Origin of the sequence: Imhoffiella purpurea (genome assembly GCF_000585215.1) — a bacterium.
Lineage (GTDB): Bacteria > Pseudomonadota > Gammaproteobacteria > Chromatiales > Chromatiaceae > Imhoffiella > Imhoffiella purpurea.
The window spans coordinates 1-21,926 of sequence record NZ_AONC01000023.1 but is presented as its reverse complement, the minus strand read 5'-3'; the positions used below and the strand labels follow the sequence as shown (position 1 = coordinate 21,926).

13 protein-coding genes are annotated in these 21,926 nt (G+C 65.6%); 9 read left to right on the top strand and 4 right to left on the bottom strand.

The annotated features are described in order from the left end of the window. Positions 1–20: 20 nt before the first annotated feature. Together D779_RS07740 and D779_RS21025 are read left to right on the top strand one after the other, a co-directional pair. A complete protein-coding gene (locus D779_RS07740) occupies positions 21–2,060 on the top strand; it encodes a TonB-dependent receptor (RefSeq protein WP_232424119.1) in 2,040 nt (679 codons plus the stop codon). A 22-nt stretch (positions 2,061–2,082) separates the two neighbouring features. Then, complete coding sequence (locus D779_RS21025) at positions 2,083–3,096, top strand: helix-turn-helix transcriptional regulator (RefSeq protein ID WP_052347943.1); 1,014 nt, start codon at positions 2,083–2,085, stop codon at positions 3,094–3,096. On the opposite strand, the gene D779_RS07730 is transcribed toward D779_RS21025, so the two are convergent. The 4 genes from D779_RS07730 to D779_RS07715 all read right to left on the bottom strand — a co-directional run bounded on the left by D779_RS07730 (position 3,093) and on the right by D779_RS07715 (position 9,854). Next, positions 3,093–3,893 (bottom strand): outer membrane lipoprotein-sorting protein, encoded by an 801-nt coding sequence (locus tag D779_RS07730; protein WP_052347942.1) that lies wholly within the window; start codon positions 3,891–3,893, stop codon positions 3,093–3,095. The two genes, D779_RS21025 and D779_RS07730, sit on opposite strands and share 4 nt — an antisense overlap. Positions 3,894–3,953: 60 nt before the next feature. Then, positions 3,954–5,216 (bottom strand): hypothetical protein, encoded by a 1,263-nt coding sequence (locus D779_RS07725; protein ID WP_157726349.1) that lies wholly within the window; start codon positions 5,214–5,216, stop codon positions 3,954–3,956. Beyond that, entirely contained in the window at positions 5,217–7,595 is a 2,379-nt protein-coding gene (locus D779_RS07720; RefSeq protein WP_081763395.1) for an efflux RND transporter permease subunit, read from the bottom strand. It abuts the gene before it with no gap. 126 nt (positions 7,596–7,721) lie between these two features. Next, positions 7,722–9,854, bottom strand: a complete 2,133-nt coding sequence (locus D779_RS07715; protein WP_043752072.1) for a TonB-dependent receptor — start codon at positions 9,852–9,854, stop codon at positions 7,722–7,724. Positions 9,855–10,156: 302 nt separating this feature from the next. Between D779_RS07715 and D779_RS07710 the strand changes: the two genes are divergently transcribed. The 7 genes from D779_RS07710 to D779_RS07680 form a co-directional block, all read left to right on the top strand. Next, positions 10,157–11,983, top strand: coding sequence for an ABC transporter ATP-binding protein (locus tag D779_RS07710; protein ID WP_043752069.1), 1,827 nt, complete (start codon positions 10,157–10,159; stop codon positions 11,981–11,983). Beyond that, a complete protein-coding gene (locus D779_RS07705; protein ID WP_043752066.1) occupies positions 11,980–13,860 on the top strand; it encodes an ABC transporter ATP-binding protein in 1,881 nt (626 codons plus the stop codon). The genes D779_RS07710 and D779_RS07705 overlap by 4 nt, the downstream gene beginning before the upstream one ends. A 37-nt stretch (positions 13,861–13,897) precedes the next feature. Then, positions 13,898–14,782 carry a DUF4198 domain-containing protein gene (locus tag D779_RS07700; RefSeq protein ID WP_043752063.1) on the top strand — a complete coding sequence of 295 codons (885 nt, stop codon included), beginning with the start codon at positions 13,898–13,900 and terminating at the stop codon, positions 14,780–14,782. Between the two features lie 169 nt (positions 14,783–14,951). Next, positions 14,952–17,081, top strand: a complete 2,130-nt coding sequence (locus tag D779_RS07695; protein WP_043752060.1) for a TonB-dependent receptor — start codon at positions 14,952–14,954, stop codon at positions 17,079–17,081. 68 nt (positions 17,082–17,149) lie between these two features. Next, positions 17,150–17,932, top strand: a complete 783-nt coding sequence (locus tag D779_RS07690; protein ID WP_043752058.1) for an outer membrane lipoprotein-sorting protein — start codon at positions 17,150–17,152, stop codon at positions 17,930–17,932. Between the two features lie 11 nt (positions 17,933–17,943). Further along, a complete protein-coding gene (locus D779_RS07685; protein WP_043752055.1) occupies positions 17,944–19,404 on the top strand; it encodes a DUF1302 family protein in 1,461 nt (486 codons plus the stop codon). Between the two features lie 20 nt (positions 19,405–19,424). Then, a partial coding sequence (locus tag D779_RS07680) for an efflux RND transporter permease subunit (RefSeq protein WP_043752052.1) occupies positions 19,425–21,926 on the top strand: 2,502 nt, incomplete at its 3' end.

Genomic DNA, 21,926 nt, shown 5'->3' with positions numbered 1-21,926 from the left:
CATCGGCTGTGGCGAGCACCATGCCGGGCCTCGCCTGGGCCGACGAAGAGGCCGCCGTGGAACTGCAGTCGGTGACGGTGACGGCACGACTCAGCGAGGAAGAGGCCAAGGAGGTCCCCTTCAGCGTCAGCGTCCTGAGCGGCGAGGATCTGGAGGCCCAACGTCTCGTCACGCTCGAGGACGCCCTGAGACAGACGCCAGGCGTCGACGTCAATTCCTCGGGCGGCGCGAGCGACGCCAACATCCGCATCCGCGGCGTCGGCTCGCTCTACCAGGTCAACGCCGAGGACGGCTCGGTGGTCATCCATATGGACAGCGTTCCGCTCTCGGGTCGCGACGCCTCGCTCTCGACGCTCGACGTCGAACGGGTCGAGATCCTGAAAGGGCCGCAAGGAACCCTGTTCGGACGCAACAGCGAGGCCGGCGCCATCAATATCCGCAGCCGCCGTCCGACGCGCGAGCGCGAGGGATATCTCCGCGTCGAGGGCGGCCAGCAGGGTCAGCAGCTCGAAGAGGCCGCCGTCGGCGGCGCGCTCTCCGAGACTCTCATGGCTCGGCTCGCGGTGCGCAACTCGGGCTCTGACAACCCGGTCGACAACGACCGGACCGGCGATCCCGTGACCTATCAGCGCGACCTCGCCTTCCGCGGCTCGCTGCTGTGGGAGATCGCCCCCGCCACCTCGTCCTTCCTGAGCGTCCAGCACCAGGAGATGAACGGACAGATCCCCCAGATCGTGCTGATGCCCTACGGCGATCACCCGAGCGTCGACGTCTCCCGCAGCTCGGTCGACGACAACGAGAAGACGCTCGACATCCAGTCGCTCGAGATCCAGCACGACCTCGCGAACAGCCGCATCACCTCGGTCACCTCCTACAGCCAGTCGGATCTCTCGATCGACAAGGTGTACGGACGCAAGGTCATGCAGGCGCTCTACGGCTATGGGATCGAGTACCCGGCCAGCGACGTCTCGGATAAGAACACCTTCAATCAGGACCTGCGCTGGTCGTCCCTGCCCGAGTCCCCGGTCTTTTGGGTCATGGGCGTCAACGTCACCCGATCGAAACGCACCCTGGATTCGATCGATCACCTCAACGACAAAGCCCAGGACCGCCGCTTCGACACCCACAGCGACGCCGTCTACGGCGAGGTCACCTATCCGCTCGGCGATGCCTTCAAGGTCACCGGCGGCTGGCGTCACACCTGGGACCGCAAGCGCTACGGGGCCACCTACAGGGATTCGAGCGGCCATCGGACCTCTGACAGCCGCCGGCTCAGCGACAACTACGACACCGGCCGCGTCGCCGTCTCCTATGCGCTGAACCCGGCGACCAATGTCTATGGCGTCCTGTCGCGCGGCTACAAATCGGGCGGATTCAACGACTATGCGACCCAGGCCGCCGACAGCGAGCCCTACCGGGCCGCGATCGTGAACACCGCCGAGCTCGGCTTCAAGAGCGAGTCCGAGGACGGCCGCTTCGACCTGAGCGGCGCGCTCTTCTTCAACAGCGTCGCCGACGACCATCTGCTCGGCTACGAGATCGCGACCATGGCCACCCAGGCGGTCAACGCCGACACCGAGAGCCTGGGCGCCGAGCTGCAAGGTACCTGGCGCGTCGGCGGCGGACTCTCGCTCTCGGGCGGACTGAGCTACATCGACGCCACCATCACCAGCGACGCCACCGGGGTGCAGGGCGGCGACGTCGAATCCGGCAACCGGGTGCCGGACGTGCCGCGCTGGAGCGGTCTGCTCAACGCCAGTTATCAGAGGGCACTGGACGATTTCTGGGGACTCTCGGCGCCGGTGCTCAACGCCCATATCGACTACCGCTACAACGGCTCGCGTCCCGCCGATCCGCAGAACCACTTCGACCTCGACGCCTATCACAAGATCGACCTGCACCTGGGCCTGCTGGTCGGCGACGCCGAGGTCTATCTCTGGGCCGACAATCTGCTCGACGAGCGCTACGACCTCTACGGCTACTACCTGGCCCCGGGGGTCGATATCGGCATGCCCAGCCGCGACCGCACGCTCGGCCTCGGTGTCAGCTATCTCTTCTGAGCGACCAATAGGGATTCGAACGATGACGGAAGCGGCGCACTCGATCCTGGATCAGTATCGATCCACCTCCCTGGACGCTCTGGTGTCCCAGGAGGAGGACCCACCACGTCCCCACACCGGGGTGCATCGACACGAACGGCTGAGACTGGCGAACGATGGGGGACAAATCGAGCATCTCTGCTTCGCCAACGGGCTCCTGACCGGTCGCGGCGACTATCGGCTGGAGCAGGCACATGCCGGAAGCTATCAGGACACGGAAACCGTCTTCGGGGCGGGCCTTCTGCTCGCGGGCCACTTCGACCTCGAAATCCGGGACCTGCGCCTGCGCGAGCGCATCTCCACCGACCGCATCTGGATCCACTCCGGGCACTTCCCCTCGATGCGCTACTGTCAGCCGCCGGGCGAGAGGCTCCAGTCGATCACGGTCGAAGTCTCGGACAGCCTGCTGGAGAGCTGGCGCGAGGAATCCCCCAAGTCGATCAACGCCAGCGTGCGCAGGGCTCTGAGACGATCCGGCCCCACCTTCGAGGCGCTGCCCGGAACCGGCCGATCCGCACGCCTCATCGCTCGACGCATGCTGCACCTCGACACCACCGATCTCTGCGAACGGCTCGAATTCGAGTCCCTCGCGCTCGATCTGCTCGTCCGCCTGCTGCGCGCCGACGACGGCAGCGAGCCGGGGCTCACGGCGGCGGAACGACGCGACCGCCGCCTGCGGGTCGCGCTCGAGGAGGCCAGGGACATCCTCGATACCGATTTGACCGCCACGCCGACGATCGCGGAGCTGGCGCGCCGCGTCGGGCTCAACGAGTGCTATCTCAAGACCGGATTCCGCCAGCGCTTCGGCTCCACGATCGGCGTCTATGCCCGCGCGCAACGCCTGGAGCATGCGCGCAGGCTCATCGAGCGGGAGGGCCATGGCGTGCAGGAGGCCGCCCAGGCGGTCGGCTATTCCAGCCTCGGCTGGTTCTCGTCCTGCTTCCAGTCGCACTTCGGCTATCGGCCCTCGCATCTCGGACGACGCCTGCGGCATTAGCGGCGCAGACGGGCCTGCAGGAAGAGGTCGTCGGACAGCCCCTGGTCGAAGCGGATGTCGGAGAACAGCAGGGTCGTGTGCGAATCGCGGCGCATGGAGGTCACGTCCATTCGGGTGCGCGTCCAGATCCCCTGGATCTCTTCGAAGCCGCTGTATGCGTCGACCTTGAGCAGACGGTCCTGCTTGTCGTAATACTCGATCCGGACCGGGAGCCAGATGTCGCCCCGCACCCAGACCAGACGCCGGCCGTAGTTGCTCTCGCTGTCGTCCTTCAGACGCCGTTCGACGACGTAGCAGCGGGTCTCGTGACAGGGCTCGGTGCGCAGCAGACGATGGGTGTCGTCGTCGATCTCGCGCTTGCGCAAGTCCTCGTTGTAGAGGTCGCTGCGCATGAAGACGCCGCGCATCCCGTTGCCGCTGATCCGGCGCAGTAGATTGTTGGCCGGCATGAAGACCCACATGTCGTCGTGCCGGGCCGGATCCTCGTAGTTGAAGGTCAGATACTTGACGCCGCGCACGTCGGTCGGCGCCTGGAAGCGCATCAGGTCCTTGCGGACCCCGTCGTAACGTTTCGAGTCGCTCTCCAGCACCCGTTTCAGCGTCTTGCCGTCGCGCTCGACCAGGATGGTGATGACCTGCCGACGATCGCGGCTGGTATCCACGGCCTCGACGCGGCGCGAGACCTCGCGCCCGTCCGCCGGCGGCGTCTCGTACTCGGGTGCCGCCTGCGCCGAGGCGCTCAAGAGTCCGAGGACCGCGCATCCGGTCCGCAAGACGTGATTCAGTCGCTCGTTCATCCGTTCCTCCCCTGTAATGCATGGACAGACCGACCCGGAATCCGGGGCGCGCGTCTGCCGCTAGCGGAAAAAGTGGGTCAGCTGCGCGTACAGCAGCCAGTTGTCGGCGAATTGGCCCAGCCCACTGTCGGCCGGCCCGTCGATGAAGTAATGCCCGAGCTGGAAGCTCCAGTCGTCGACCGGGCTGTACTCGGCGTAGATCTCGGTCATGCTCTCGCCGCTGACAACGTCGGCCATGCCGCGCACGCCCAAGGTCAGCTGGTCGTCGAGATAGCGGTCGCTGAGGCCCAGGGTCAGGCCCGCGTACTGTCCCTCGCCGTACTCGTCGTCCGCCTCTACGTCGTGGAAACGGTCGACGTAGAGCTGCAGATTCAGGTAGGCGGTGGCATCGAGCTGGTAGTCCCAGCCGACGACCAGCTGCGTCAGGGCGGTGCGAGTCATGCGTCCGTCGCCGCCCGTGATCGGATAATCGGGCTTGTGCGCCAGCTCGAGACGCAGGGTCGAATCCCCCACCCCCAGGGCCACCTGGGCGCCATAGGCGTGATAGCGCCGATAGCCGGTGCGCAACATCCCCTCGCCCAACCGCTCGACCAGCGGATCGTCGCGATAGCCGTCGAAATAGACCAGATACCAGTCGAGCCCCTGGCCGTAGTGGCTGTAGCGCAGGGCCAGCTCGGAGTCGTCCGGGTCGTCGGCCTCTTCCAGGCGCAGCGCGCCGAGCCGGTCCGCCTCGCGCAAGGCATGAACGGCGTCGGGCTCCCAGGGACTGCCGAAGACGGCCTGCTGGTCGACCGCCGCCCAGGGCAGCCAGACCAGCTCCAGCGACTGCTGGACACCGAGCCATTCCAGGGCCACCAGATCGCTGGCCAGACGGGTACTGCTGCGTCCGGTGGCGAGCGGGTCGCGGTTGTCCGAGGGATTGATCAGATCCATGGTGTTGCGCCCGTCGGCCACGCCCCAGAGGATGCGCTTGCGCCCAACGCTCAGGCGCAGGTCGGACACCGGGCGCAGGTTCAGGTACAGCTCGTGCAGGCGCGGCTCGACCGTCGCGTCGAAGTCGTGACGCTCGGGGTCGAGATCCACGCCAGCCTTGGCGAACAGCTCCCAGGATGCCTGCTGCCGATTCAGGTTGACCCACAGACGCTGGCGCAGCGAGAGCGTCTCCATGCCCTGGCGGGTCAGCCCCTGATAGCGGCTCTCGACATGACCGTCGGACCTCCAGCTCCCGGTCTCGGCGGACGCCACCGAGACGACGGCAATCAGTCCGCAGCAGAGGGCCCGCAAACGGCACGAACGCACGGCCGATCTCGGCGATCTCAGCATCTAGACGCGGGCCTCGTCGCCAAGCGCCGTTCTCGCCTCCCGGCGGCCGCCCTCCTCCCCCAGCGGCTTCAGCAGCACCAGCAGTGCCGGGCCGAGCAGCAGATCCGCGATCAGTGCGCCGACGAAGGCGCAGCCGGAGAGCAGACCGAAGTCGTTCAGGGTGTCGATGGAGGACGCGCTCAGGACGCTGAAGCCGATGCTCAGCACCAGGGTGGTGAACAGCAGCGGACGGCCAACGCTGACCAGGGTCCGGTGGATGGCCTGCGCATAGTCCGGGGTGCGCAGGAACTCGTGGCGGAAGCGGTAGAAGAAGTGGATGGTGTCGTCAACCGAGACGGCGATGACGATCGGCGCCAGGATCATCAGCATCATGTGCATATGGATCCCGACCAGTCCCATGACGCCCAGCGCCAGCAGGACCGGAAAGAGATTGGGGACCATGGCGATCAGCCCCAGACGCAGCGACTGCAGCACCAGGATCAGGAGCAATGCGATACCGCTGAAGGCGGCGAGGAAGCTGGATTGCTGGCCGCGCACGATATGCCCGGCCAGCGACGCGATCATGGCCATGGTGCCCGTGTAGGTCACCCGGATATCGGACGAGAGCTCCGTCTGGACGAAGCGGTCGACATCGGCGATGAAACGGTGCACGTCCGCGGTCGACAGCCCTTGGGTGCGCACGCGCAGCCGGGCGCGGTCGTAGTCGAAGCCGACGAAGCGGTCGAGCAGCGCCCCGCCCCCGGTCTCGTAGAGAAACAGGAGCTCGGCGACCTGGCGGCGCGTCTCCGGGAGGCGGTAGAAGGCCGGATCGCCGCCGTTCAGCGCCTGGCGGGTGCGCTTGACGGCATCGAGGATGGAATCGGTGCACCGGGTCAGGGGATGGTCGTCGATATAGGTCTGCAAGGCCTCCATCTGGCGCAGGAACGCCGGATCCTTGATGCCGTCGGAGCGGCCCGAGTCCAGCACCACCTCCAGCGCCATGGATCCGCCCATCTGGCGGTCGACGTAGTCGTAGGCCTGGCGCAAGGGGTGATCGGAGGCGAAGTCCTTGACCGAGTTGGTCTCGGTCTCGACCTGGGCGTAGCCCGCCAGACTCAGGGCGCTCACGGCCAGGAAGGCGGCCAGGACGCGGCGCGGATGCGCGACGGCGAGGTCGCCGGCCGCCGCCAGCAGGCGATGGAAGCCGTCGATGCGATCGCGGCCCCCGTCCGTCCGCGACACCGCGCGTCCCGTGCGCCGGGACCGCGAGAAGGACGCCAGGATGGGGGTGAGCGTCACCGACAGGATCAGGGCGACCACCACCCCGAGGGCCGCCTGCAGACCGATCTCGCGGATCGGGACGATGGCGATGGTCAGAAAGGCCAGGAAACCGACGGCCGTGGTGAGGCTGGTCAGCAGGATCGGCATCCGAACCCGCCGCAAGGTCTCCAGGATGCTCGCATGCAGCGCCTCGCGCCCGCCGGCGCCCTGGAGCCGGAAGCGGCGCTGCTGCTCGGCGACGAAATGCATGCTGTCGCCGATGCCGACGCAGATCAGCAGGATCGGCAGCATGATCGCCAGCTCGGACAGACCGCCGCCCAGCATCCCGATGATGCCGAAGGTCCAGACCAGGCTGACCAGGATCACGGTGAATGGGATCAGCACCCCGGAGAGGCTGCGCGTGGTGAGTGCCAGCAGCACGACCATGAGCCCCAGTGTGAAGAGGCCGAGCGAGGCGCTCTCCTGTGCGGCGATCTTGCTGTAGGTGGCGTTGATGATGGGCCCGCCCACGGCATAGGTCGTCAGATCCGGGAAATCCGCCAGGATGCGCGGCACGGCCTCGGCGACCGCCCCGCGCGGATCGGCGGCGTGATCGGGCGTGTCCTCGGGATAGTCATCCAGCTCCAGCAGCAGGGCGGCGGTACGCCCGTCGCGCGAGATCAGGTTGTCGAGCAGCTGGGGATCCCCGGCGATGCGTTCGCGCAGGGCCTCCATCCGGGGACCCTGCTCGGGAATCCGCTCCATGAGGGGACGGACCTCGATGCCGTCGGGAACCCCGATCACCTGCTCGGCATTGCCCAGCCAGGTGAGTCGGCGCAGATAGGGGACGTCCGAGCGCAGCCGGACCGCCAGGGTCTCGAGACGCTCGAGCACCGCAGGATCCAGCACGCCCTCGGTATCGACCAGGATGTAGATGAAATCGTCGTTGCCGAAGGTCTTCCAGAAGTCGTCCAGGGTCTGCTGGGCGCGATCTCCGGGCATCAGCGCCCGGTCCTCGTGCTCGGTGTAGAGGTGGCTCCACTGGCTGGCGAAGAAGAGCGTCAGCAGCATCAGGAACACCAGCGCCCACCAGCGATAACGGACCAATAGAGCGGCCAATCCCGCCTTCGCTTCAGTCATATCGTGTTCTCATCCAGACGAATAGCCCCCAAGCAAGGTCTCGGCGACCGAGATGGCGGTCGCCGACCGCGATTCGTGTTCGATGTCGAGGCGCCGCCTTCGTGCTGGCTGCGCCCGGAGCCCGAGCTAGAAGGCGTAGCTGGCGGTGACGCCGAAGGTGCGGGGCGCCCCGTAGACGGCCAGTGCGTCCGCGCCGTAGGCGGAGGCGTAGCGGACGTAGTCCTCGTCGGTCAGGTTCTTGCCCCAGAGCACGACCGACCAGTCGTCGCTGCTCAGTCCCAGCCGCAGATTGAGCAGGGCGTAGGGGTCCTGGGAAAGACTGTTGGCGCTGTCGAAATAGACGCGCCCGGTGCCCTGCAGCTCCATGCGCGCGCCCAGGAGCAGACCGCCGATCGGCTTGTTGTACTGGGCCGCCAGGAGATAGGTGTACTCGGGCGCCAGGGGCGCGCTGTTGCCGCTGTAGTCGGCCCCGGCGGAGGGATCGACATAGTCCTTGAATTCGGTGTCCAGATAGGCGCCGTTGGCGATGATCACCAGCTCCTCGGTCACGGCGGCCTGCATCTCCAGTTCGACGCCGTAGTTGCGCGATTCGCCGGCGTTGGTGGTGATGACGAATGCCGTGCCCGGGACCGTCTGGCCGATCTGCTGGTCGTCGATGTCCATGCGGAAGACGGCGGCGTTCAGACGCAGACGGCGGTCCCACCAGGTGGACTTGAGACCCAATTCGTAGCTGGTGCTGAGTTCGTTGTCGTAGGTGTTGCCCGTGGCGCTCACCAGCGGGCTGTTGAAGCCGCCGCTGCGCGCGCCCTGCGACAGGCTGGCATAGGCCATGATGTCGGGCGACCAGGTGTAGGACAGGGAGAGCTTCGGCAGGAACTCGGAATAGTTGGCATCCTCGTCGAAGCGCACGGGTGCGCCGTACAGGAGCCCGCTGCTGGAGAAGTCCTTCTCCTCGTGCTCGTAGCGCAATCCGCCGGTCAGGCTCCAGCGATCGGTCAGTGCATAGGTGAGCGAACCGAAGACCGCCTGCCCCTCCTCCTGCAGCGAGTTGCTGCCGACAGAGAGCGGATAGCCCTCCGGCATGCCGAGCAGAGGTGCATCGGTGCCGGTCGTGCTGTCCAGCCGATCGTCGTGCCTGGTATCGAACAGGAAGACGCCGACCAGCCAGTCGAGGCGTCCGTCGCCCTCCTTGGACGCCAGACGCAGCTCCTGGGTCCATTGCTCCTGCTCGAACTCGGAGAATGCGCCGGTGAGATCGTAGGCGCTGAAATCGGTATCGCCGAAATTCTCGGTCTTGTTCTTGCGGTAGGCGGTGATCGAGGTGATCCGAGCGACATCCATGTCGTAACTCAGATCGAGGGAGAAACCGTAGGAGTCGTGATGTTCGCGCTGGTCGTCCCGGTCGGAGGTGATCTTGCGTGGAGTCGCGTTCGAGAGATCGCTGCCGCTCACGTAGGAATAGTCGTAGCTCCCGTCGCGCGCCTCGGCCTTGTCCACCGTGAGCTGAACGTCCAACCCTGAGATCGGCAGCCAGCGCAGCTTGCCGCGAAACATGCCTTCATCGATGTCGTCCACGTCCTTGCCCGACACGGTGTTGGTGGAAAAGCCGTCGCGCAGGGTCCGAACGCCCGCGAGACTCAGAAACATCTCCTGGTCGATCAGAGGCATGTTGGCGCTGATCTCGCCGACGCGATACCCCTCGTCGCCCACCGTTACCCGCGCCTTGGCGCGCGCCTCGTTGTCGGGCCGGCGGGTGACGATGTTGATGGCGCCCGCCTCGGTATTGCGCCCCCAGAGCGTCCCCTGCGGACCGCGCAGCACCTCGACGCGCTCGACGTCGAGCAGATCGACGTTGGTCATGAGCGCGCTCAGCGGATCCATGCGGATCACGCCGTCCACATAGACGCCGATCCCCGCCGGCGCCCCCGGAGTCTGCTGACTGACGATGCCGCGCAGCGACATGAAGCTGGAGGCGGTCGCGGCATTGGAGATGTAGAGGCTCGGCACGCGCGAGGCCATGTCGTCGACGTTCTCGACGCCGGCGTCCTCCTGCTCCAGGTCGTCGATCGCCGACACGCTCAGGGGGACGTCCTGAAGCGACTGCTCGCGCTTCTCGGCCGTCACGATCAGGGTCGGCAGCGAGACCCCGTCTTCGAGGCCGGTCTCCTGTGCCGTCGCCGGTTTCGGCAGCCCCCCGGCCAGGACCAGGCCCCATCCGAACAGGACGGTTTGCGCGAGATGGACACGAGAATTGGACATGCATCACTCCTGAACGAGGGCATGGCCCGCGCGATTCCTGCACCGCGCCACGCACCGATTCCGACAAGGGTTCGAGGATGAGGCGGCGGCGCACCAGCTGCGCGAGCCTCACCGAGAAAACAAAAATAAGAAGAATCATTCTCATATCCGTGACCGACCGAGAGCATGCCCCAGTCCTGTCGGCCGCGGCAAACGACCGAGTCGGAAAATTCCCGATCCAGATAGAAGGATTCCCGTTCCGGCTCATCCTTTCGGTGCGTATACGGGAATAATTCTCAATCGCTATTTTTTTGGGAGCCCCGATGCATACCGATCGAGAGAAATCCGAGCCCGACGACAAGAGCCCCTGGGCCGTCATGCAGCCCGTTCGGGGCCAGATCCGCTTCGCCATGGCGCTGGCGGGACTGGGAACCTTTCTGAGCCTGGTGGCGCTCGCCATGCTCGCCTGGGTGATCCATCGGTTGATCGAGGCCCCAGGAGACTGGCCCTGGACGCCGATGTTCGGCGTCCTCGTCTGTACGGTGCTCGCCTATCTGCTGCGCATCAATTCCTTCGACCAGTCGCACTACGCCGCCTTCCGGCTGGAGCAGATCCTGCGCACCCGGCTTTCGGAGCACCTGGCACGGGTCTCGCTTGGCGAGATCCAGCGCATCGGCGCCGGGGCGCTCGCCAAGGTCATCCAGGACGACGTCAAGGAGCTGCACGTCTTCGTCGCCGACAGCACGCCGCTCTATGCACGGGCCTATGCGGGCCCGGCGATCACCCTGATCGCCCTGCTCTGGCTCGACTGGCGTCTCGCCCTCGCGGCCGTCGCGGTCCTGGCGCTCGGCTTCGTCGCCATGAGTCTGGCGATGCGCGACCGCGCCGAACTGGTCCGCCGCTACCATGCTGCGCGCGAGCGCGTCAGCGCCGCCGTCGTCGAGTTCGTCCAGGCGATGCCGGTGGTGCGCACCTTCGATTCGGGCACCGACACCTTCGGCCGCTTCCAGCACGCCCTCGATGCCTATCTCGGATTCCTAACCCATTGGTACCGCGAGGCCGGTCTCTCGGCCCGGCTCGGCATGGCGGTGCTCAACCCCATGCCGACGCTCGCCATCCTCCTCTGGTTCGGGGCCTGGCTCGGCTGGCGCGAATCGCTGGACTTCTCGACCTGGCTCGCCGTGCTGCTGATCGGCACCGGCATGGCCGAGGCCATGATGCCCCTGATGAGCCTCTATCACCTGATCGACAAGGCCAAGCTCAGCATCGACCGCATCGACGAGGTCATGAACACACCCGAACTGCCGCAGGTCGCACCCGAGGGGGCGCGGCGCCCACAGGACGCGAGCCTCGTGTTCGAGGGGGTCGGATTCCGCTACGACGCGGACGGGGAAGAGGCCGTCGCCGACCTGAGTTTCACTGCCGCGCCGGGCACGGTGACGGCGCTCGTGGGTCCGTCGGGGGCCGGCAAGACCACGGTCGCGCGGCTCATCCCGCGCTTCTGGGACGTCACGGCCGGGCGCGTGCTGGTCGGCGGCGTCGACGTGCGCGAGATGCGCGCCGAGGATCTCATGGGCCAGGTCTCCTTCGTGTTCCAGGACACCTTCCTCTTCGCCGGCTCGATCGCCGAGAACATCCGTCTCGGTGTGCCGGACGCCAGCCAGGAGGCGGTCGAGGCGGCCGCCCGCGCGGCTCAGGCCCACGCCTTCATCGAGGCACTGCCGCAGGGCTACGAGACCCGCGCCGGCGAGCGCGGCATCTTCCTCTCCGGCGGCCAGCGCCAGCGCATCACCATCGCCCGCGCCATCCTCCAGGACCGCCCGATCCTGGTCCTGGACGAGGCCACGGCCTTCGCCGATCCGGAGAACGAGCTGGCCCTGGTCGCGGCCCTGTCGCAGCTGATGCGGGGCAAGACCGTGATCCTGGTGGCCCACCGTCTCTCGACCATCCGCGACGCCGACCAGATCCTGGTCCTGGATCGCGGACGCCTGGCCGAGCTGGGCCGTCACGACGATCTGATCGCGCACGGCGGCCTCTACGCCCGGCTCTGGCACGGCTACGAGCAGGCACAGGCCTGGATGCTGCACCCGGACACGCCGCCGAGCGCGCACGCCCCCTCCCCCGCCCGTCTCGCGGAGATGCCATCATGACGACCGACTCCAGCCCGACCATGCCGGCCTCGAGCTCGGGTCCGCGCCCCATCACGCCCTGGCTCAAGACCTACCGCCAGCTCCTGCGCAGCTCCGGCACGCGCGCCGCCGAGCTACGGGCGGCCCTGCTCGGACTGACCATCGCCGCCGCGCTCCAGGGCCTGGCATTGGCCTGTCTGCTGCCGCTCTTCTCGTCCGTCCTGCCGGATCCGGACTGGCCGGCCGTCTGGACCTGGCTCGCCGTCATGACCGCCCTGATGGGACTGGCGACGGTCGCGCGCTGGCGCGCCCAGGGCTTCGATTTCGACGGCCACATGGCCGCCGCGACCCATGAGCTGCGCACCCGGCTCGGCGAGCAGCTGCGCCGCATGCCCCTGGAGCGGCTGCAGGACAAACGCACCGGAGAGGTCAGCTCGACCCTGCTCGGCAACGTCGACGAGAACCTCAACTATCTGCTCACGGTGGTGAATCTGATCCTGGGCGCCATCGTCACCCCCTTGGTCGCGGCACTGGCCACACTCTTCGTCGACTGGCGCATGGGTCTGATCCTGCTGCTGATCTTCCCGACCATCCTCCCGCTCTACCGCTGGCGCCGACCGATCTTCGCCCGCAACATGCGCCGTCTCGCCGAGACGCACCAGCGCATCAACGGGGACATCCTCGAATACACCCAGGGACTGCCGGTGCTGCGCGCCGCGCGCTGCGCCGGGGAGCGGGCGGCCAGCCTGCAGGAGGGATTCGAGGAGCTGCGTCTGGTGCAGAGCCGGGCCCAGCGCGCCGGCAACCGGCCCAAGGTGCTGATCGCGAGCCTGGTGGAGCTCGGACTGCTGCTGGTCGTCGCCGTCGGCGTCACCTGGGCGATCGCCGGCACGCTCGATGTCGCGGTCCTGGCGGCACTGCTGGTGATGGTCTCGCGCTTCGCCGAACCGCTGGCCAATTTCGTCAACTACACCGCCATCCTCGAACTGATCGAGACGGCGCTCGAGCGCATCGAGGCCCTGCTCGCCATCGAACCCCTGCCGCAGCGCACGCCGACGGCGGTGCCGACGGAGTTCGACATCGCCTTCTCGGGCGTGACCTTCGGCTATGCACAGGGCGATCGTCCCGTGATCCGCGACCTGGACGCCGAACTGCCGGCACGGCGGATGACGGCGCTGGTCGGCCCCTCGGGCTCGGGCAAATCGACCCTGACCCGATTGCTGATGCGCCATGCCGACCCGCAGCGGGGCACAGTCGCCATCGGCGGGGTCGACGTGCGCGCCATCCCGCCCGAGACGCTGAACGGCCTGATCTCGGTCGTCTTCCAGGACGTCTATCTGTTCGACGACACGGTGCTGGCCAACATCCGCATGGCCCGGCCCGACGCCAGCGACGCCGAGGTCGAGGCCGCGGCCCGCGCCGCCCGCTGCCTGGACTTCATCGAGCGTCTGCCCCAGGGCTGGGACACGCCTCTCGGCGACATCGGCGGACGCCTCTCCGGCGGCGAGCGTCAGCGCATCTCCATCGCCCGCGCCCTGCTCAAGCAGGCCCCCATCGTGGTTCTCGACGAGCCGACCGCCGCACTCGACACCGAGAGCGAGCGCTCCGTGCAGGAGGCGATCGACGCACTGGTGCGCGACAAGACGGTCATCGTCATCGCCCACCGGCTGTCCACCATCGCCGGCGCCGACGCCATCCTGGTGCTCGAGGACGGGCGTCTGGTCGAGCAGGGCCGGCACGCCGACCTGCTCGCCGCCGGCAGACGCTACCGCGCCATGTGGAACGCCCAGCAGCGCGCCAAGGCCTGGCATCTGATCGAGACGGAGCCGGACCGCGACACCCTGCCCCCGACCGACTCCCAAACCATTCCAAACAGCGCTGCTAGCGAGCCGCGCTGACGCACGCCCATCCATCACGCAACAACGAGGTCACCACATGAACCGAATCTCCGCCCTGCTGGCCGCCGCCACCCTATCGGCGACCGCGCAGGTCCAGGCCCATTCCGTCTGGATCAATTCCTTCGAGTCCCATGCCCACGAGCCCGGACACACCATGGTGTCCCTGGGATGGGGCCATGCCCTGCCCATGGACGACCTCCTCACCTCCCCCAACGGGCGCATCGCCATCGAACGCTTCGAGCTGTTCGACCCGGCCCTCGAGAAGACCGCCCTCCTGGTTCCGGAATTCAAGCTGAGCACCCCGGAGCTCGAGACCGACAATTTCGATCTCTTCGCCGGAGACCTGGGCACCCAGAAGATCGCCCTCAAAGAGGGCAGCGCCAAGGGCGTCTATCAATTGAGCGCCGTGTCCAAGCCCACCTTCTACACCCAGTACATCGACAAGGACGGCAGGCAGCGGATGAAGCTCAAGTCCAAGGATCAGCTCGACGACATCGAGAAGGTCCTGATGTCGGTGAAATACCAGGCCTTCGCCAAGTCCTACCTGACGGCGGGCGAATGGACCGCCCCCGAGCCCCTGGGTCACGCCCTTGAAATCGTTCCGCGCACCGACCTGAGCGATCTCCATGTCGGCGATCTGGTCGAGGTAGAGGTGCTCTTCTACGGCGAGCCCCTGAATGCGACGGCCAAGAGCATCGAGTACATCACGGCGCACTCCAGCAGCTTCGGCCAAAGCGACGGCTTCTACCTGATGTCCTACATCAAGGAGGGCAAGGCGCAATTCCGCGTCCAGAGCGCCGGGCAATGGATGATCTCTGTGAGCCACAAGGACGACGTCACCCCGGATGGCCCGCTCGCGGACCTGCAGGGCAAGGCCGAGCACGTCTACACCGGAGCCAGCTTGACCTTCAACGTCAAGTAATTGCCCCGAGGGAAACGCCGATTCATGGCGTTTCCCGTCCCCGCCTCTCCGAACCGGCATTCTCGAACTCCCGGATGCCTGCGCTTGGTCTCGACCCGCGAGATACCGAGCAGCCGGGGGCGTGGCGGGTTTTGGATGAACGCGGTTGTTAATCTCAAGGTTGCAGGCAATGAAATACCAGACTGTTCTCATTGGCGCGCTGAGCGGCACCTATGCGTTCGCGGCTCCATGCACCTCCTGGGGCCAGGAGCCCGAGAGCCAGCGGATCGAGATGGAGAGCATCACGGTCACCGCGAACATGATGGAGGAGGACATTCAGGACGTCCCGCAGAGCATCACCGTCATCGACGAGGTCGTCCTGGAGGAGAAGGGAATCCGGGACGTCGTCGACCTCATCGGCGAGGTCCCCAATATGTCCGTCCAGCCCCAGCACGGCGCCGCCGTGAACTTCAGGGGTCTGAATAACTCGATGTTCACCAGCAACAACCCGGTCGTCATCTATATCGACGGCATTCCCTATTCGGACCGGTACGGCTTCGACGCCTCCTTCGCCAACGTGGACCGCATCGAGGTGCTTCGCGGTCCCCAGGGGACCCTCTATGGCAAGGACGCCATCGGCGGCGTCATCAAGATCGTCACCCAGGATCCGGAAAACGCCTGGTCGGTCAAGGCGGGGGCGGAATACGGCAGCTTCGATTTCATGCGCGGCTGGTTCAACGCCTCGGGCGCGCTCGTCGAGGATACCCTCTTCGCCGGGGTGAACGGGCAATACTGGCAGGACGACGGATGGATCGAGAACACCCTCGCCGGGATGGACAAGGACGCCAATCCCGAGGAAGACCGCCGAGTCAGCGGTTATCTGCTCTACAAGCCGACGGCGCGGACGAGCATCAAGCTCACGCTCTCGAACGACTACCACGAAAATCACTGGAACAACGGTTACGGCCTGCCGAGCGGCGCCACTATCGATGACTTCGATCGAGATGACGCGGAAAAGGTCGCCTTCGACGTCCCCACCTACGAGGAATACGAGAGCAACGCCCAGAGCCTCAAGATCACGCACGACTTCGGCCCCGTGACATTGACCTCCGTGACGTCCCATCGATTGCTGAAAACCGAGGGCCAATACGATGCGGACTTCGGCAACGACCCGCTCTATGCGGGTCTAACGCAGTTCAACGACACGGAGCTCGACACCTACACCCAGGAGCTGCGCCTGTCCAACGACAGCGAGAGCGGCATCCGCTGGGTCGGGGGACTCTACTTCGATACCGAGGAGAGAAACCAGGGGCCTTACGGCCAGCAGTTCCCCAATTACGACCCGCAGACCTACGCCTTCATCGGCAATTATGAGATGAACGCCGTGTCGGTCTCGAACAACGACACCTATGCGCTCTTCGGCCAGATCATCGCCCCCATCGGCGATCGGATCGAGCTCACCGCGGGTGCCCGCTGGCAGTATATCGAGAAGGAAATCGACCTGGATACCTTCTACCTGCCGGTGGGCATGAGCGGTTCCCCCTATTACCACTTCGAGGGCGATAAATCCTGGGACGCCTTTCTGCCCAAATTGGCCCTCTCCTACCGCCTCGACGACGCCTGGACGACCTATGTCTCCTACTCGCAAGGCTATATGCCCGGAGGCTTCAACTACTTCGCCACGGCGGGCACCGCCGAGGACAACAGCTTCGAGCCGCAGCGCTCGACCAACTACGAGGTCGGAATCAAGGGGGACCTGGATCGCTTCCGGATCGCGGCCTCCCTGTTCTACATGGACATCACGGATATCCATGTCTACAAGGCCGTTGGGACCATGTATCTGGGCGACAACGCCAAGAAGGCCCATTCCCAGGGGGCCGAGCTGGAGGTGTCCTGGCTTCCGACCAGCAATCTCGAATTGACCGGCGCCTTCGGGGTCATCGACGCCGAATACGACGACTATGACGCGGGCGGCGGAATCGTCTACGACGGCGAAAAGATTCAGAACACCCCGTCCTATACCGCCAGCTTGGGCGTGGCCTGGTTCCATCCCAAGGGCGCCTACTCGCGTCTCGATCTGAAAAGCCAAGGGAATGTCTATTTCTACGACGACGCCAACAAGGAGTTCGTCGAGCAGGACGGCTATACGACGCTGGATGCACGAATCGGCTATCAGTTCGACGGCTGGGATCTATACGCCTATGGAAAAAACCTGACCGACGAAGGATACATCACCACCTTCATTTCCAACTCCAGCCTTGCATTGGCGACCTTCGGGGAGCCTCGAACATTCGGGATCGGGGTGCGGCACCATTTTTGACGCAATACCTCGGCGCTTTCCCAATAGTCAAATAGAGATACCCCCATCAATAACCGGAGCTTTCCGCCATGAACAGGCTTTCTATTCTATCGACGTCACTGTTGCTTCTGCTCTGCGGGCTCGCCCATGCCGAGCCGAACGGTCGCGACATCATGCTCAAGGTCGATGCGGTGGACGACAGCCGTGACACGAAGATGCTCTCCACCATGGTCATCGAACGGGGGAACCAGAAGCTGGTCCGGCGCATGGAGAACTGGACCAAGCAGTACGGAGACGATCTCAAGGACGAGCGCACCCTGGTGCGCTTCGTCGAACCGGCCGACGTCTACGGAACCGCCTACCTGACCTGGTCCTACGACGACCCGGCGCGCGAGGACGACATGTGGGTCTTCCTCCCAGCCGAGAGCCTGGTCCGGCGCATCAGCGGCGGCGGAAAGAAAGGGTCCTTCATGCGCTCGGACCTCGCCAACGAGGACATCGAGGATCGCGGCGTCGACGACGATACCCATCGCCTCCTCGGCAGCGAGACGCTGAACGGTGCCGAGTGTTTCGTCATCGAGTCCGTCCCGCGCCCGGAACTCAAGAAGGACACCAACTATTCCAAGCGGGTGCAGTACATCCACAAGGATGTCTATCTGCCTGTGCGCGTCGAGTATTACGACAAGCGGGGCAAGCTCCTCAAGACCGCCACCCACGGCGGATTCGAGCAGATCGGCGGCATCTGGACCATCACCAAGAGCCTCTTCGAGACCCCGAGCCGCAAGACCCGCACCCTGTTTCAACGCTCGGAGATCGTCTACGACCAGGGCCTGGACGGCACCCTGTTCCTGCAGAGCAATCTGAAGCGCTGAACGGTCGGGACGTGACGAAAGCTCGGCTCGCAGCCTGTTTCGCCCTGCTGATTCCGCTGGCGACCTCGGCCCATGCACGGGAACCGGCGCCCGCCGGCGGCCTCGGCGGAGACCCCTTCGGCTCGGGATCGGAGACGGATCCCTTTGCCGCGCTCGAGTCGGCCCCCCAACCGGCCGAACCCGGTCAGGCCGCGCAGATCGAGCCGGGACGGTCGCCGGATCTCACCCTGCACGGCTATCTCGAGAGCCGCGATCAGATCCGCACCGGAGCGAACCAGGCGGCCATCTCGACCCGCCAGCGGCTCTGGCTCGAGGCCGACGGCACCCTGCTGCCGGAGGGCACGGCCGGGAACCTCGGCGAGGTCCGCTTCTTCGCCTCCGGCGCCCTCGACATCGACCCGGCGGCGGCCGATCTGTCCGACGACCACGACACCCTGCGCCTGCACGCCGAGGAGGTCTTCGTCACCCTGGATAGCGACGATCTGGATCTGGTGATCGGGCGCAAGATGCTGCGCTGGGGCATGGGCGACGGCATCAATCCGCTCGACCTCATCAATCCGCTCGACTACCGCGATCCCATCGCCTCCGGCCGGGCGGACAGCCGGGTGCCCGTGGTGCTCGGACAGGCAATTTTCCGACTTCCCGCCGTCGGCCCCCTGCAGGAGGCCACGCTGGAGGCGGTGGTGATCCCGTTGGCCCAGGTCGACGAGCTGAACGCCCCGGGCTCGGCCTGGGAGGGTTATGCGCTCAAGGAGCTGCGCAAGGCGGACGCCCAGGGGCAGCTGATCTTCGCGGATCAGCAGAAGCCCGACGACCTCTGGAACGATGCCGAGTTCGGGGTCCGTCTCGCCGTGACCACCTCCGGCTGGGACCTGGCGCTCATCGGCTTCCATGGACGCCTCGATTCAGCCGTGCTCGCCCGCGATCTGGTACTGGATTCAAACGGCACGGCCATCCCGCGCCTCACCCCCATTCATCCGACCTTCTCCGCATTCGGCATCAATGTCGCCAAGGGACTGGAGCGTTCGACCATCCGCGGCGAGCTGTCCCTCAAGCCGGATCTGCCGATGATGCTGCGCGACGACAAGGCAACGCCTGGGTACGACAGACGCTCGGTGGTCGAGGGGGTCGTCGGGATCGACCGGACCTTCGGCATCAACCTCTATACCAACCTGCAGTACTACTTCACCTCGATCCCGGATGCCGCGGACCTGGCCGGCGAGTCCTACGACCACGGCATGACCTACGAGATCCACGATCTCTTTCTTCAGGACGATCTGGAGGCCGGCATCCGGGGCGTGGCCTCGTTCGCGAACGAGGGCTGGACCTTCGAACCCTATGCCGAATACCGCCTCGGCGACGACTGGCTGCTCGGGGCCTCGCTGCTCCTGTTCGAGGGACCCGAGGACAGCCGTTACGGGCAGTTCGCGGACAACGACATGCTGAACATTCGGCTGCGATACAGCTTTTGACCTCAGGAAGACGACGACTCATGGCAAATACACTGGAGAACGAAGACATCGGCGGCTACAGCCGTTTCTGGACGGCGGTGGCGGGTCACATGATCCGTTTTCGCTGGCTCTGGCTGGGCCTCGTCCTGGCCATATCGGTTCTGTTCGGCATGCAGATGTCCAAGGTCCGGTTCGACAATTCCAGCGATATCTGGTTCGTCGAGGGACACAGCGTCCTCGAGGCGAAGGCGCGCTTCGACACGGTCTTCGGCAACTACGAGTTCGTCTATCTGCTCTTCACCCAGGAGCGAACGCCCTTCACGCCGGAGAACCTGAGGACCCTGTCCTCATTGCCCGAGCGCTTCATGGAGACCGTGCCCTATGCCGACAAGGTGACCTGGCTCGGCAACGTGGAGCGCATCCTGGGGACCGGAGGTGCGGAGCAGGAGGTGGTGATCGAGGACTTCATGCCCGAGATCCCCCGGACGTCGGCGGACATCGAAGCCAGACTGCGTGAGGCCCTGGCGGAAGAGGAATTCGTCGACAACCTCATCGCACGGGACGGCAGCGTGCTCGCCATGCTGATCGAACTCGGCGCCTATCCCGACGAGGAAGAGGATTCCAACCCGAGATACAGCGTCGCGGAGGCCGTCGACAAGGTATTGGCCGAGCCGGCCTACGCCGCGCTCCAACCCTATGTGGCCGGGGCCCCGCATTTCAGCTACCAATACGACGCCCTCGCCAAACAGCAGACCTCCAAGCTATTCATGACCGTCGTCCTGGTCATGGCCGTCCTGCTGCTCTGGCTGGCCCGGGGACCCAGGGGCGTGCTGGTTCCACTGACGGTGACCGTGATCGCGGTGTTCTGGACCATCGGAACCATCGGCGCGCTCGGTCTGACGATGAACCTGCTGAGCATCGCCCTGCCGATCATGCTGATCTGCGTGGGCATCGGGGACTCGATGCACGGCATCGCCGCCTTCCACGATCGGATCGACCGCGGCGTCTCGCGGATCCAGGCCCTGAAGGAGGCGTTCGGCGAGGTGGGCGGCCCCATCCTGCTGACGTCGCTGACCACCGGCATCGGCTTTTTCGCCTATCTGACCACCCATGTGAAGCCGTTTCGGGAAATGGGGATCTATGTCGCCTGCGGCGTCTTCTATGCCTTCGTGCTGACCCTCATCCTGGTCCCCATCCTCTACTCGTTCGGCGGCAAACACCCGAAGCCGAGCGCCAGAAGGCGTGACAGGGGCGGTGCCGGAGACGTCTTCGATCGCTGGCTGCGGCTGGTTCACCGCGGCGTCGTCGGACACCCGCGCAAGATCGTCCTCGTCTTCTCCGTCCTGCTGGCGGTGACCGTCTGGGGCTTCACGCTGATCAAGGTCGAATCCAACACCTCCAAGCTGATCTTCAAGAGCGAGCCCCTGCGGCAGACCCTGGACCTGGTCGACGAGCGGCTCGGAGCGGCCTATTCGCTGGAATATCTGCTCGATACCGGAACGGCATCCGGGGTGAAGGACCCGGAATTCATGGCCCGGCTCGACCGGCTGATGCTGGCCGCGGAGGCGCATCCGCTGGTGACCAAGAGCGTCTCCGTCACCCGGGTCCTCAAGAAGATGCATCGGGCACTGCATGGCAACCATCCAGACGCCTACCGTCTGCCGGATACGCGCGAGGCACTGGCTCAGTACCTCTTCCTCTACGAAACCTCCGGCGGCAACACCCTGGATCGTCTGGTCGGCTTCACCTACGACCAGGCCAGACTGACCCTCAAGATCAAGTCGCTCGACACCGCCGACGCACGGGCGCTGTCCGATTTCATGCGTGCGAAGGTCGCGGAGCTGTTTCCCGATGGCGATGTGGAGATCGTCGAGGCGGGCGGCATGCGAAACTATCTGGCCCTGAACGACATCCTCTTCGAGGGACAGCGCAACAGCTTCATCGCCGCGCTCTCCGCGATCACCCTGGTGATGATCCTGGTGCTGCGCTCCGTCCGGCTCGGACTCATCAGCATGATCCCGAACCTACTGCCCGTGTTCGTCACCATGGGATTCATGGGCCTGATGGGCTGGTATCTGGACGTCATCACCATCAGCTTCGCCGCCGTCATCATCGGCGTGGCCGTCGACGACACCATCCATTTCTTCACCCGCTTCAAGGCGGAGTTCAACCGCAGCGGGAATTACGACCAGGCACTGCGAGACACCCTGAGCAGCGTCGGTCGCCCCCTGACCTTCACCACCCTGATTCTGATCATCGGCAACGGGGTCTTCCTGACCTCCGCGCTGCTCGGCTTCTTCAAGCTCGGGCTCCTGTTCGGCTTCGCCTTCACCTGGGCCCTGCTGGCGGATCTCTTCTTCGCCCCCGCCCTGATCATGCTGCTCAAGCCGCTCGGGGCCGAGAGGAGTAAGCAAGGCAACGAAGATGAAATCCCGTCACCTGCTGCCCCCGCCATCCCTTTACCCATATCTCAGACCAGTTTCGCACACATTCCTTGTTTGATTGCGACACAAGACTGGATTCGTCGTCGGAGTTTCCGTTGC